Annotated in this window: 9 protein-coding genes; 5 read left to right on the forward strand and 4 right to left on the reverse strand. The window is 48.8% G+C overall.

Annotated features, from left to right (window positions below):
• The first annotated feature begins 438 nt into the window (after nucleotides 1–438).
• On the forward strand, nucleotides 439–4344 hold the full coding sequence (locus AAGD24_RS10610) for a hypothetical protein (protein WP_379865024.1): 3906 nt from the start codon (nucleotides 439–441) through the stop codon (nucleotides 4342–4344).
• 30 nt (nucleotides 4345–4374) lie between these two features.
• Here AAGD24_RS10610 and AAGD24_RS10615 read toward each other — a convergent pair whose 3' ends face one another.
• The 4 genes from AAGD24_RS10615 to AAGD24_RS10630 form a co-directional block, all read right to left on the reverse strand.
• Nucleotides 4375–6720 carry a pentapeptide repeat-containing protein gene (locus tag AAGD24_RS10615; RefSeq protein ID WP_379865026.1) on the reverse strand — a complete coding sequence of 782 codons (2346 nt, stop codon included), beginning with the start codon at nucleotides 6718–6720 and terminating at the stop codon, nucleotides 4375–4377.
• Nucleotides 6721–7125: 405 nt separating this feature from the next.
• Entirely contained in the window at nucleotides 7126–7785 is a 660-nt protein-coding gene (locus tag AAGD24_RS10620) for a hypothetical protein (protein WP_007152185.1), read from the reverse strand.
• A 149-nt stretch (nucleotides 7786–7934) separates the two neighbouring features.
• Entirely contained in the window at nucleotides 7935–9281 is a 1347-nt protein-coding gene (locus tag AAGD24_RS10625) for a triacylglycerol lipase (protein WP_040474255.1), read from the reverse strand.
• A 334-nt stretch (nucleotides 9282–9615) separates the two neighbouring features.
• Nucleotides 9616–10751 (reverse strand): IS3 family transposase gene (locus AAGD24_RS10630; protein WP_379865018.1). Its coding sequence is split into 2 segments (ribosomal slippage): nucleotides 9616–10499 and nucleotides 10499–10751, totalling 1137 coding nucleotides; the frame shifts between segments, so codons are not numbered across the junction.
• A gap of 216 nt (nucleotides 10752–10967) precedes the next feature.
• Here AAGD24_RS10630 and AAGD24_RS10635 point away from each other — a divergent pair.
• The 4 genes from AAGD24_RS10635 (at nucleotide 10968) to AAGD24_RS10650 (ending at nucleotide 14255) form a co-directional block, all read left to right on the forward strand.
• A complete protein-coding gene (locus tag AAGD24_RS10635; RefSeq protein ID WP_379865028.1) occupies nucleotides 10968–11210 on the forward strand; it encodes a hypothetical protein in 243 nt (80 codons plus the stop codon).
• A 432-nt stretch (nucleotides 11211–11642) separates the two neighbouring features.
• On the forward strand, nucleotides 11643–12581 hold the full coding sequence (locus AAGD24_RS10640) for a hypothetical protein (protein ID WP_379865030.1): 939 nt from the start codon (nucleotides 11643–11645) through the stop codon (nucleotides 12579–12581).
• Nucleotides 12582–12618: 37 nt separating this feature from the next.
• The gene (locus AAGD24_RS10645; RefSeq protein WP_379865032.1) at nucleotides 12619–13299 is read left to right on the forward strand and encodes an SOS response-associated peptidase; all 681 of its coding nucleotides are present in this window, start codon (nucleotides 12619–12621) and stop codon (nucleotides 13297–13299) included.
• A 374-nt stretch (nucleotides 13300–13673) separates the two neighbouring features.
• Nucleotides 13674–14255, forward strand: coding sequence for a helix-turn-helix domain-containing protein (locus tag AAGD24_RS10650; protein WP_379865034.1), 582 nt, complete (start codon nucleotides 13674–13676; stop codon nucleotides 14253–14255).
• Nucleotides 14256–14388: the final 133 nt, after the last annotated feature.

A 14388-nucleotide genomic window follows, 5' to 3' on the forward strand; every position in this document is an offset into this window, starting at 1 on the left:
CTCTATGGCCATTTCTGATCCCATATTAAAAATTCTTTGCAACGAATCAGGTGGGGTGGGGGGGCCATTGGCCTGGCTATTTCCAGATCTGGCTGAATCAAGAACGAGGGCAGGGTGGATACCATTCTGGGTGGGACTGACTGGCTCAGCGATTGCCCATGCCATATTCGGCAGGAAGTTTACCCCAACTAAACGAGAAATCGCGTACTATCACCAACAGGATGGGGCAGTTGACGCTGCCTGACCTAGAAAAATTGTCTCCGGAGTATCTCCGATCTGGTGCGGTTCAACACATAATAATTTGCGCTTATGAGTTCGCCTTTCTACCTTCCACGCAGACTATCGAGCAATGACAAGATATACACGGAGGCAGAGCTGCTGGCTGCTTCGAATTACGTTGTCATTCTGGCTGAACCCGGCGGTGGGAAAACCGAACTCATGGGGAGCCTTGCCCAAAAGTTGGGCACAAAAGTCGTTACAGCGAGTAAATTCGGATACGTAGGAGCAGAATCAAAGTATACGCCCCTAGTGATAGACGCATTCGATGAGCTGGCAAAAGTGGACGCTTCCGGCATCTATAAACTTTTGACCCAGGTTGAGGCGGCCAACCCGACCCACGTTTATTTGTCGAGTCGTTCCAGTGAGTGGGACAACGCTACTACGAATGCATTCAAAGACTTTCTCGGGCGCCCACCTCTGGTCGTTAGACTATGCGAGTTTGATGAGGCGGAACAGCGGGCGATTTTTGAACATCACCTGGAAGGAGAGGACTTCGCAGTTTTCCAAACCGAAGTTTCTCGATTTGATTTAGACGCGCTTCTCCCAAACCCCCAGTTTCTGAAGCTTTTTGCTGACGCTTATATCGAGAGCGAAAGACATTTCACCGACAAACGATCAATCTTCGCACAAGCGGTCGAACGCCTAGCGAAGGAAGCGAACACCAATGTAGTCAGAACCAATCCGCCACTTTCGACCACTCAAAAAGTCGATCTCTCGTCGGAAGTTTTCGCCAAACTCTTGTTGTCCGGTTCTGAAGGCGTTGGTACGAGCGAAGCCACTGAAGACCGGATGTATCCTTTGCTGGTGTCACTGTTTAGCAGCGACACATTGGCTGATGGAATTCTGGCAACTCGACTTTTTAAGCCCGGCGACAGCGCGGATCAACATCGCCCGGTTCACAAAATCGTCGCCGAATACTGTGCAGCAGGCTATCTTACCAAGCGGATAGCAGACCCGGCGGACCCTCTAACTCTGCCTAAGTGCATGCCTATTATCGCCCCGAACTCCACAGTGCGAGATGAACTCCGGGGGCTGCTGGGCTGGATGGCATCGCTAGGCAATATGCCTGTAGAAAGAGCTGCAATCGAACTTGACCCATACGCAGTGCTTGCGAACGGCGACCCTTCCCAGCTTGAACGTTCGTCAAAGCGCCTACTTGTATATCGATTGAAAGAAATTGAGGCCAAAGACCCTCACTTCCGAAGAGGGGATTTCTGGCGCAGGTTCAGTGTTGCGGGCTTCTTCACCCAAGACGTTGTGGGCGAGATTAAACCTCTTCTCGTTACTGGCGGTGATGGACACTTGCGCAATCTGGTCCTTGAACTTTTGGCGGGGTCGCCAGCAATCAAGCAGTTAATAAAAGAGTTGCGTCAACTTACTTTAACGCCGGACGAAAGCGAGAACACTCGCTTGTTGGCAAGTAGGTGTTTGCTCGAAATAGTAGGCCATGACCATCACGCTGACTTGGCTGTTCTGATTTTTGAGGCAAGCCATACGTCGTTAAGGGTGGCTGCTGAGGCTATCGAAACCCTAGGCCCGGAAACATTCGGGCGGGCCTATCGAGCAGGCTTTTTCCGGGTCTGTGCAAACCTCTACCCGGGCCACAAAGAGCGTCGTGAGCGCACAATAGGTGCCCGCCACTTCGTGAAACGTTTGATCGCAGGTCAGGACTTGGCGACTATCGAGTGGCTCTTAGATGAACTGACCAAAGACCTAGCCTGCAAATGCGGAAAGAAGGCTTACGAGTGCGATTGCCTAAACGGCATAAGCAAGATCGTTGGGGCCATGCTGGATCGGTACTTCGCTCTGGCCAAGCCGCCATTTGATCCAATACGAGTTTGGCGATGGATCGGAAACCTGAACTTCCATGAAAACAAATCCGCTGACCAAAGCAAGACAGTCCAAGTGCTGCAAAAGGACGACGCACTACGCCAAGGAATTATTGGTCATGTATTCGGAAAGCTGACTGGCCGTGACCAGATTTTTCAGACTAAGATAGATAAGTTCGACTGGCACTCGCACTCTGGCCTTTCTTTTCACACCGATGACTATCAATTCATAGTGGATCTTGCATTTGAGAGCGACAACCCGGACTTGTGGGCGAGCTTTTTAGCTCACCATAAGTTCCATCGAAACAAGGAAAGTCGAGGCCCAGATAGCCTGCGGCGCCATATGCGCGAGCAAGCACTCGAGAAACCCTTATTCATGCGAGAATGGGCAAGAGCCAACAGTGCTGAAGCGCAATTCCAGCGAGAACACGGAATAATGCGTTTCAGATATTCCCGAAGGGTGAAGCGCCGTCTCAGGAAAGAAGATAATATCCGTGCAGCAAATATCAAGTATGTCCAAAACAACCGGGAGCTTGTCGAAGAGGGGCGTCATTGGCATTGCTTAGTTCGTTTTGCAGAGCTTGTGCTCATGGAGCCAGACAAAATTGAGCACGAGTTTGGCGATGAAACGATTGTTCGGAACGCGCTACGAAACTGCCTCGACTTCATCGCTCCGCACGTTCCCGATTTACTCGGGCTCGCTAAACTACAGTGTGATTCGAAGTATCAGCACTCGGAGACGATCCTTTATGCGGCTTGCTTGGAGATCATGCGTTTTAAAGGCAACTTGGAAGACATCGATCTTCCGCTCCTGAAAGCGCTAAGAACCAACATTAGCATGGGCTACAGTGCCGTTTCCGAAGAAGACCGTGAACCGCTAAAGACCGAAATTGACCGTCTAATCTTTCCTGATACCGCGAGTGCAGAGGCTTTTCTCCGGCAGTACGTTGAACCACAGCTGGCCCAGTCGGAATGTTCTCACCCTGAGGTTGGGCTTCTACGCTACGACGAGGCCTTCAGTCATTCGCGCGCCGCGCTATCTGTTGAATGGCTGAGGCGTTTCGATGAGCTTGCTCTTGGGCCAATAGATACGTTATTCGAGGTCGCTGCTCGGTATGGCAATCGCGAAGACCTTAAAAAGATCATCGCGGAGCGTTGCACAGAGTTCATGTCCAACTGGCCCAACCCGACTGGCAGTGAAGATATTGAACAGAAGAGAACATTCTGGCTCGTGCGCGCGTGGTACTTCCTTGACGACGCACCCGAAACATACTGGGACTGGCTCAAAGCCGATAAAAACACTGTGTTCCGTCTCCATGGGCGGTCTGGGCAAATCAACCTTAACGATTATTCCTATTGGCCCAGGCTCGCATCACGCAAGATTGAAGCCATTTTAGAGGCCCTCATTGGCCAATGGCCAAAGGTAGACCTGCCGAACCACTGGGGGACGGAAAGCCCCAAAGAGGAAAACGCATACCGCTTCTTGACCACAGTGATCTGGTCAATGAGCTCAGATGATCCGGATGATGCGATTCCGGTTCTCGACCGGCTTCTTGTCGATCTGCGTTTTTCAGACCTGCACAGGGACTTGAAGAGCATACATGCCGGTCAAGTCAGGAAGAAAGCACTGCGAGATTTCGAACCGCCTACGCCCCAGGAAATCGTAAATCGACTGGACCGCGACGAGGTAGTTACGGTGGAAGGTCTGCGTCAACTCGTGCTCCAAGAGCTCCAAGACTTCCAGAAAGCCATAGATGGTGGAGAATTCAACTCCGCAGATCGCTTTTATGCGAAAGGTGATCGACTAGACGAAGTGCGATCTACTGAGATAATTGCTGAACGACTCAATCTGAGACTTGAGCCGCAAAATATCTCTGTGACACCGGAACATCAGTTAAAGAACGCAAACCGGAGTGATTTCACGGTGTCCAAGTTGATTGGCGGTAAAAGACGACTACTGGTTACAGAGGTAAAAGGGCAGTGGCATAAAGAACTGTACACCGCCGCTTCCGCCCAACTTTACGAACGTTACTCTATCCACCCCGACGCAGAGCAACAGGGTATTTTCCTGGTCATCTGGTTTGGCGCGGAGGAAAAAGTTGCAGGTCGCAAAATACATCCTATTGAGAGCGCCTTGGAGCTCAAACACAACATCGGAGCAAAGTTGCCGCCGGAGCTCACGGGACTAATCGATGTGTTCGTTCTGGACGTTTCGCAGCCAAAACGGCTCAAATGACCTGCCCCAATCATTTAACCGGATACTTATCTACTGTTTCTGCGTTAATCCAGCTAAGCCAGCGACCAGAAACGATCCAAGAATCCAACCAAGAAGTTTTTGGAAGTAAAAGTAGAGTGCGACTCCCCCCGAAAGCGAAACCTCCTCACTATTTTTCAGGTCAACGACAGGAAGGAGTATGTCAAGACTGTATATAAAACTACCTGAAAAATCTTGTGCAAGGCCATTTTCGGCATGGTCAAAATGGCAAAGTAACAACGCGCCTATTGAAGCAAACATTATTACCCAGACCAAAACACGGAAATAGCGCGCTCCCAAGCCATATCCGATAGTAATATTGAGCAACATAGATCCGAACCACTTTAAATAGTGGCCTCTTTTCCAGGCCTCGATTCGCTCGCGCCGACGACTATCATAAAGAACTAAATTGGATTTCGTTGAATCTCCAGCCGCTTTGAAGGTTTCAGCAAGTTGGACGTAGGGCTTAGGGCTGTAGACAGGATCTCTTGAAAGCCACTCGAGATACCATTCAGTATCTCGAGTTAACATGTTAAAGTCTCCTTGCTCGCCTCCGCTGCCTTTGAATATCCACCCTTCCTCTCCATCTCCACCGCCGAGGCAATCGTAAACGAAGCCTTCTAGCTGAACGACCTCGGGCCAGCCGTCTTTCCTATCTTGTAACGCACCCACATGTGCGTTCCGGAGCTTGAAGATAGGGTTTTCGTCAGTGGTCCACAAATTTTGTGGTTTTACCTTTGCTCCTAAACAGAGTTCGCCCCGAATTTGAGCGCCGCTGAGATTGACTGAACCAAGATCATTGCCACAGAGAAAGAGATTCATCTCTATTCGAACGAATTTAGCGAGCAACGAGCCATTCAAAACGCTTTGTTCTATTCTCAGTTCGCTTCTGACGTTTGCGCCGCTAAGATCTAGGTCCTCCTCAATGATTGCGCCATAAAAACGTATATCCCGGCCAACATTAGCTAAAGCAAGAATCACTGAGCGAAATGAGCAATTATTATGAGCCAAAATTGAGTCCGCTACATCAATCGACTCCATGCTCAACGAACCTCGAAAAACCGATCCGGACAGCCGAATCTGCCTGCCAATATGCGCTCCCATCAGTTCTACCTGTCCGAAGCTGGCTCCTTCTTCCATAGTTAGGCTGCCCGTAACCTCCACGCTGTTCATGTTGAGAAAACCGGTAACCCTAGAGCCGGAAAAACTTAGTTGAGCTCGAATCTTAGTGGACGCCAAGTGTACATCGCTGAGGTTTGCTGCTTCGTCAAGAAAGAGACTACCTGCTATTTCGGCACTGTCGATTGAAAGACTCCCTGTCACATCGGCCCCGGAGAGGAAAACGTCTCCTCCAATTCTTATACTATTTAAGTTGATGCTTCGAAATTTACTCTCTTCATCCATTCGCAAAGATCCGCCGATCTCCATGAAAGCCATGTAAATCTCGCCGCCAACCATTGCTTTGGATAGCCTAACTTTGCCTCTAATTTTGGCATTTATCAGGTCAACTACTTCCAGGCTGATGACGGAGTCCATGATTAGATTTCGAGCTTCAACGGATTGCATCAACAGTTCATCAGAAATTGTTGATTTTTCGAGGGATATATCGTTTCCAACCTTCGCACCTAGCAAATTAACCGACCTAAAGCTTGCTTCATCCATAAAGATACTATCTGTAACTTTTATGGACTCCATGAAGGTTGAACCCCTGACCTTTGCAGAACAGTCCAACAATAATGAACCAAAAATTTCGGTCGATTCGATATCTAAGTTTTCGTGAAAGGACCCGCCAGTTAACTTGAGGTTTTCTCCAAACTTGCAGTAATCCAAACTAACATCTTTGTTGCAGACAACGTCATTTAGAAACAAGGTTTTTGCAACTTCGACACCTCTCCCTTTGAGTTCCCCCCTAATTCTAATATTGCTAAGCGTGAGGATCTCGCCAATTTTTGCGTATGCTATATCTAGGCCTTTGTTAGGAATAGAGAAAAATGATCCTTCCAGGGATAGGCTACCTTCAATCCTTACGCCGTTTAAATTTGCAGAATCGTCAAATCGACAGAGGTCCAGCCATAGGTCGCAATTGAGACGGCCGGATTCAAGATCTACGCCGTCCTCAAACCAAGCCCCTATGACTCTTACTCCTTTGCGAGAAATACAAGAGTATAGAGATTCTGTAAAAAGGAGTTCACTAAAAAATCTTGAACTAAGCTTTCGATTGTCAGTCCAGCCAAACGTATCGATAGGTGCTAGAAGCGGCTCATTTCTCCCTTCACGGGCATTAAAATCTGCTTCTTTGCCCGCGCGGATTTGCTCCCAAACCCAGCATTCAGATTCTGTCCATTCCCTGTCACTCATAGGGTAGAGGTCCTTATTATTGGATTTTCAGGTCAGCAGCTCATTTTTAAAATGATGCATTAGTCACTACTATTAGCACTTCTCGGCCTTACTGTGGGACACCACAATTTGTTAAGCTGATAGCCTTGGCGGTCCTAGGTTAGTGTCTATACTATCCAGCGAGAGATCCTCCTAGGTGCTTTGATCTTTCTGGACTTACCCCGGTGCAGTAGAGTGGGGTAAGCTCACCACCGATTTAAAGCCATCCGTCGAAGCGGGATAGAACCCTCTATGAACCCAAGTAATACCTGCCTACGGCAGAAATTTCATATGGGGGCTGACGACTCTTATAACGTCCGGGGGGGGGGCATTGATTTCGAGCAGACGTAAATTCGAGCGAGCCTCTTCGAATTTGTCGATGCGTGGCTAAAAATCGGATCTAGCACTCTCCATACGCTGACTATCGTGGGTCAAAGTTTCATCGAGTTTCTTTTTATCCCAGTTTTCTTTTCTTGCTAGATAGTCATCACTGATAATTACAATTGCGATTGTATGGTCCTCTGTGCCAGCTTTTAGCTCATGAATCATAATTGTTGCTTCTCCCTTGGCCGCAGTAGCCGTCTTTCCTGGGACGCCGCTCTCTGCTCGATTATCCGTCACTTGGAACTGACCATAAACGTTCGAGTAGATACTGATTAGATCGTCAATGGAATACGCATGCGCGGTTTCGCCGAGGAGTTTTGAGAGTTTCGAACCCTTCACAATAACGGATGCCTCCAGCTTGAATAGACCATCGAAATTAGGTGGCTGATTCTTGAACTGTTCCGTGCAGTGTGCGGTCCAGCCATCAATACCACCGTATGTCCAGTCACTGCTGATTGCTGCAAGACATCCTAGACTAAGACCCATAGACTGAGCTTTCTTGCCATGTCTCGAAGGGCCACCTGTAACAGAAGTAATTTCCTCTGCATTCATGCCAAACTTTAAGCCTTTGAAAGTTATTTTTTCTTGTGCGTGTGATGTTGCTGAAAGGAAAAATAGCAGCGATAGAATGATCGAGAGATCAAGGTTTTTATTGTTAAGCATTGGAACCTCTTTGATTGCAAAAAAGGTCGCCGGGTTCTACCCCGTTTCCACGGACGGTTTGGAAGCGCCTATGGACATGGTATTCGACCTATGTAACTACTCATGTATGCTCTAAATTAATTCGCAAATAATTTAAAACCCAGTATTTTCTAATTTATAGATTTAAACTGGAAAACGTTATCTTTCTGATAGCGTTTAATTTTCATCGTAATCAAAAGCGTTCGATTAGGTTTAAATAAATCCCTCAGTGCGTTTTGGTCTAAGCACAGAGTCGAGATGTCTTCATCGGTGTAAGTTCTGTACCCGACAGGCCTATTCATAATATCTGGTGAGGCAGTAATACTGATGTTTAGATCGTCTGATTCTTTGTCTAAAATCTTGGAAAGTTCAGTGCAATTGACAAGAAAGCTTCGGTATGAGGCATCGTCACACCAGGCGTGTACGTTGGCCACCACGTTTTCTTGGAGTAGTCTTGTTCTGTGGCGGTTACGTCGACCACTGTCATCGTTAACAAAAAACTCAATAACATAGTCTTGAACAGAGGAACCTTGATTATCAATAACTCTAATTACAGTGTTCTGGTAACTGTCATGGTGAGTGCCTCGTCGTCTTTCCGCCTTCTGAGTTACTTCTTGGTTGTGCTTTGTGAGCGTGTCTTGCCACTTGGAAAAATCGCTATCCTCAACTTTTAAAGCTTCCCGGATGAGTTTCCAGATCGATCTCCTATGGGGTCCTCCGTCCTTTGCCGCAATTGAGCTGTGGTCCTCTTGATCGGCAATCCCGAACGCAGTAGATCCGTGGTCCCGACGCCCAGTGATAGCGACCGACTCTTGAGCCAGAGTGAAATCGAGGTCGAGCTTCGTTGCGTTCAAATTTGCGGTGGAGACCCTTACAGTTCCGTCGGTTCCCGGTTTGTTGGCAAGCGCAGATATTCCATTGTATCCAATATTGCCGACCAAAACGGTACAGAGAATACGTCCAGGACCATAGTATTGTTCCTCGGCGAATATGTCCTTTTCTGCAAGACTCCAAGAGTACGGGCTTGCAATTTCAAGACCTTTCAAAATCTTGGTTCCGGTTTCGAATAGACGAGTACCTTTCCAGCCTTTAACTGCACGCCCAATCAAGCTTCTCCCGGTATGAGCGAGGGGAGAGCCAAAATTGGCCGGTGCCAACATCAACAGCCTTTTGATAGGTGAGGTCCTAGGTTTGAAATAGTTGGTCAGCCAGTGACGAACCACCAAGCCTCCAGTGCTGTGTATAATCACATCAACACTGCGAGGAGCTGTCGGAAGCTCCTCCTTTATCCAGGCTCTCTGCATAGCCTCAACTAGATCGTCATAACCAATCTCGTCGTCTAAAGATATGTAGTCGGCGAGCCTTAGATGGCGGATTTCCGATGAGTAGAGTCGATCCGGTCCAGGTGATGTCAGTTTTCGGGCGAGTGACTTGAACGATGAGGCCCCGTCGCTCCATCCATGGATAATGATCAACATGGTGCCTCCTAAACCGATGGTCATATCCGTTCCGTCTTGAATTTATTTAGCCCACTTTCAGTGATTGGTCAAAATACGATCAAGAATACAGTGATTGAGGAAAGGTCAAGTGAGCTGACTTCAGTTTTCATACACAGTATTAAATTCGTCGTTCAGCTCAGTAATGGGAGGTTTACGGTTAGAAACGGGTCAGCTTGCGGGGAGCAGATCAGGCTTTCTACTCCGCTTTGCGCAATTCCAATTAAAAATGCGTCTGACATTAAACGAGCCGGGCCACTGGCTGCTCTTCCGATATTCTCTGGACTTACCCCGATACGCATGACACACCCCAGCCTCAAACGGAGGCCATTTCAAAGGCCTCTGGGCTGACGCCACCCAGGTGGGTATGACGTCGAACTCGGTTATAAAACACTTCGATGTAGTCGAACACATCCGCCTTGGCCAGGTCACGGGTTTTGTAGATCCGTTTCCGAACGCGTTCCTTCTTCAGGCTGCTGAAAAACGATTCAGCCACCGCGTTATCCCAACAATTACCCCGACGGCTCATGCTGGGGTCCAGGTTGTGGGCGCGACAGAATCGGTGCCAGTCATCGCTCCCGTATTGTGAGCCTTGGTCTGAGTGGACCAGGACCTTTTCCTTCGGCCGCCGTCGCCAAACGGCCATCAGCAGCGCATCCACCACCAGGCTACGGTGCAGGGTGGGTTTCATCGACCAACCCACTACACGACGCGAGAACAGGTCTACAACCACCGCCAGATACAACCAGCCTTGCCAGGTGCGGAGGTAGGTGATATCGGTCACCCAGGCTTTGTCAGGGTGGCTTACGGTGAATTCCCGCTGGAGCTTGTTCGGGGTAAGAATAGACGGTCTTCCGGCGATCACGCGCGGTGCTTTGTAGCCTCGCAGCGCCTTGATTTTGTGCGCTCGCATCAATCGGGCGACTCGATGTCGGCCGCAGGTTTCACCGGCTTCCCGGAGGTCCAGAAACACCCGTGGTGAACCGTACACGCCGGAACTGCCTTGGTATGAGGCCAGGATCAATCCGAGCAATCTCTGGTTATCCACCGCCCGATCCGACAGCGGTTTGTGCAACCATTTATAAAAACCGCTGCGAGCTACCTGGAGCACACGACACATAGTTTTGGTGTTGAACTCGTGTCGGTGATCGTTGATAAACCGGTACTTCACTCGGGCTCTCTGGCAAAGTACCGAGCGGCCTTTTTTAGGATATCGCGCTCTTCTTCAACCCGGCGCATTTGGGCCCGCAGCCTGAGAATCTCGCTTTTGGCCTCGACCAACTCAGCGGCCTGTTCATCAGACTTATCCGGTTTCACCGCCTTAACCCATTTGTAGAGGCTGTGAGCCGAGACTCCCAGTCGTTGCGACACTTCGGCTACGGTATAGCCCCGTTCCAGCACTTGTCGAACCGCTTCGTTCTTGAATTCCGGGGGATAACGTTGGCTGCTCATGACAATTCCTCCTATGCTCTAATCATAGGCTAGGAGTGTCTACTGCACCGGGGTAAGTCCAACGTACGCTTTGCGACCTCAGCTTTTAATACGCATGGGAAGCGGTCATTTATGCGTAACCGTCCGGTGATCTCGTCTTGAGCCTGTCGTTGTTGCTGGACCCGTGAATTTACCAGTTTGGTACACTAAAATATGATCTTTAAGCGCGAGGTTCTCATGCAAAAGAAACGACCAACAGAGCAGGAGCTACTTAATGATCTAGATGCCTTCGGAGCCCACGCGGGCGAGCTGGCAGGGCCGCTTCCCCACGAGTCGGAGCCCTTAGAGAGACTGAAAGGTTCAGTGAAGAAATTCGAGCGACCCACGGACCCCGTTACTGATCCAGAAGATTGGGATGCTTGGTTTGACGGGGAAGGTGTTTCAGGAGATTTCATGAAAGACCATGGAGAGAAGCAATAAATTGGTTAGAATCCCGCCAACCCACCTTCCGAGTTTCAGTATTGCTCTGATGTAAGCCGAGTGCGTTTTGGCTTATAGATCTTTCAGACGGGTCTTGCCTCACTTATTACGGTCGCCCTGACTCTTATAGGCAAATCGCCGATTTTAGGAGATTTTTACAATGGGATTACCGGCCGCTTACATTTATGCTTGCCTATGTAAGCTTAAATTGGCCAAAACGGCCAAGTTATGGTTGCAATCACGCTGGCGAAGTTACTGTATCGAATGTTAGGCCCACCTGGACTCGAACCAGGGACCAAAGGGTTATGGGAGCCCTGTGGCAGGTTTACGTAGCACCACATAAACCCATCAATGGGTCGACACCTTGTTGACACTCGTCTCCCCATTCGATTAGCTATCTAAACTGATAGTCACTCGAATTGGAGATTGGGTGTGGCTGATACCAAAATCCCTTTTGGATACCATATTGAATCTGAACGATTTGTGGACGTAAGGGATGTGCCCAGCAGGGCGCGATGTGGTTGTAAGTGTCCTGGTTGTGATCTTCCTCTTATTGCCAGACACTGCATGGTCGGGCGTGTTGACCACTTTGCTCACAATACCCGTGGACAAGACAAAAAAGTCTACGAGGAGTGCACTTTTTCGTACTGGGTGTCAGTTGCCGCGATGGCTCGGCAGATTTTCTCCGAGTCCGAGTCATTTGATGTGGCTATGCCAGATTATGTTTATACCCCGCCAAGCCCTTGGTCATCTGTTCCCGATCCTGATTATGTATGTTCTGAGGCCTGTACCATTACATTGGAGAACATTCACATAAACAGAAACCTACTGGGTGAAACTTTCGATGTAACTGGTGAATTTAAAGGCGTGCAAGTTGGCATCAAGTTGGTACACCCTGAAAAACAAGGTGTGCCGGATTTTTCAGACTGGAATTGTCGCGATCATAAAGCGGTTGTTCTTGCCATTGATATCTCTAATGCCAGGTTGCAATTTCAGCATTCAGAGATTCCTCTCAAAGTCGTTCTCGCGGAATCCATGGCGAAAGAGTTGGACTGCAAAAGATGGCTCTATCACCCAAGGATGGCTCACTATCTTGAGTCACACGATCGTAACGTCGAGAAATTCAGCTATCGGGAAGAGTCACCACAGCTCCAGGTCCAAAAACAGAACCATCAACCATCTCAAGTAATTCCTTCGGTACGAAAATCAGTAGGTTCAGGAATGTATCGAAACGACCGGGGTGAGTATCTTTTTTATTGTCGACGTTGTAATCATCAGGTTTTTCTCAATGCTCAACAATGCTTTTGTGAACTTTGCTCTGGTGTCATGTATCGAATCCACCGAGATCAGGTTAATGCCCGTAATCTTTGATTTGCTCGATAGTTCGTTCTCATAGAAGGACAGCGTTATGTGCGGACGCTACAACGTAATCGACGACCCACTAGTCCAGCTTCTTCTCGAAATTCTGGGTATCCCCATGCGCGTCCAAACCCGCTTTAACATAGCACCAGGCCAAAAAAGCCAGATCGTCTACGAGACAAACCAGGGTAGAACCCTGGAAGACGCCATCTGGTCACTACTAATTGAACCCAAACCCGATGGTAGCGGCTATCGCCCCTCACCAAAATACAGCACATTCAACGCCCGATCAGGAAGCCTCGGAATCAGCCCACTCTGGAAAAAACGGTCCCACTCCCAGCGGGCCATTATCCCGGCCAGTGGATTCCACGAATGGACCGGGGAAAAGGGGCGCAAGCAGTGCTACAACATTCATCCCGTTGATAGCGCAATCGCGTTTGCCGGGCTTTATGAGTTCTGGGACTTCCAGGGTGATATCGTACCTTCGTTTACCATCGTCACCTTGCCGCCACATCCGAACTTTAGGCACATTCATCCGAAAAGCATTCCGTTAATGTTGAGACCGGAGGAATTTGAACTGTGGCTGGATCCTCAGCTGACGAATACCGATCCGTTGCAGCATCTACTCAAGACGAGGATAGGTGAGCCTCTCTTCGTCGAGCCGATAAAGTCTCCGGAGAAACTTGAGATAGCGGGTGAGGTCGAAAAAATTGAAGCGGACGATGCCTGATCAGGGATGTGGTAGTGCAACCACAATTTGGCCGCGCCTTGCAACCATAAACTGGCCGGGTATAGCCTGGATATGGTGTTATCGATGCGAGGTGTGATATCGAGCTTTTAAACAAAAGCGGACATTCGAGTCAGGGTTTTCTCCAGAGCCTCCACGCTAATCACAGCCATTTCATCCAGTAGGATTGGCGGCGCAAATTGTAGACGCTGATTGATTACGTGACAGAGACAGCCATGCTCGGCTAAGCTATTGTTTTATCGATTTATGTGTAGCGCGACTGATGGTTCAAAGTTAGCAGTTATGACGCAGTCAAATTTCTGCAGTGATAAAGCGCGCTGCCTGATTGCTGTTCGATGTATAAAAAGGGGTACATTTTGAGCGAGGAAGCTTTTGATCTACTTGCTGCTGGAGAAAGCCAAACTCTAGAGATCAAGGAGGTGGTGCGCGACCCTCTGGTTCTGGCGCGGCTCATTTGTGCTTTCGCAAATGCTGATGGAGGCAAAATCCTGATTGGGGTTCGAGAGGACGCCAATGAAATTGTTGGAGTAGAAGAAAGCTCGCTTACTAAGATTTATGAGAGAGCCATACAAAAGCTCACGCCCAAAGTCGAAACGAAGATTCAATTCCTCGATATAAGAATAATATTCAAAGTAGCAATTATTGAAGTGGTTGCATCGCCCGAGATCGTACTCGCTGATGGTGGAGCATACGTGCGTACTGGAAGCATGACTCAGCCAATGGCTTGGAGCCAAATAGTCTCTAAGCTTCCCGAGGAGCCATCGCAAAAGCATATTGAGTCTTTAACCCATTCTATAGAGAGTCAGACGAAAATCATTGAGTCTCTACATATCAAGATTGATGAAGCCAACAGCTGGCAGTCTAAATGGAAAGGTCATCTCACATCTGGAGCAGTAGGTTTCGTTTTTAGTATGGTGCTAGCTTTGATTGCAGGATGAAGAGCTCACCAACGTTCTAACAATTAGTTGGGGGAATACCATTCCGGCCCGACCTCCACCGGATAGCCTTGTCGCCGCTCCGCTCTGCCAAGGCTCCCGCTGAAAAAATGCGTTAGGCAAAAAGGAAAATTCC

Source organism: Marinobacter sp. M5B, assembly GCF_042604615.1.
GTDB classification, from domain to species: domain Bacteria; phylum Pseudomonadota; class Gammaproteobacteria; order Pseudomonadales; family Oleiphilaceae; genus Marinobacter; species Marinobacter salarius.

Coding starts and splice junctions, on each gene's coding strand:
- AAGD24_RS10610 (WP_379865024.1), top strand. CDS start 439: ATGGGGAGCCTTGCCCAAAAGTTGGGCACAAAAGTCGTTACAGCGAGT.
- AAGD24_RS10615 (WP_379865026.1), bottom strand. CDS start 6,720: ATGAGTGACAGGGAATGGACAGAATCTGAATGCTGGGTTTGGGAGCAA.
- AAGD24_RS10620 (WP_007152185.1), bottom strand. CDS start 7,785: ATGCTTAACAATAAAAACCTTGATCTCTCGATCATTCTATCGCTGCTA.
- AAGD24_RS10625 (WP_040474255.1), bottom strand. CDS start 9,281: ATGTTGATCATTATCCATGGATGGAGCGACGGGGCCTCATCGTTCAAG.
- AAGD24_RS10635 (WP_379865028.1), top strand. CDS start 10,968: ATGCAAAAGAAACGACCAACAGAGCAGGAGCTACTTAATGATCTAGAT.
- AAGD24_RS10645 (WP_379865032.1), top strand. CDS start 12,619: ATGTGCGGACGCTACAACGTAATCGACGACCCACTAGTCCAGCTTCTT.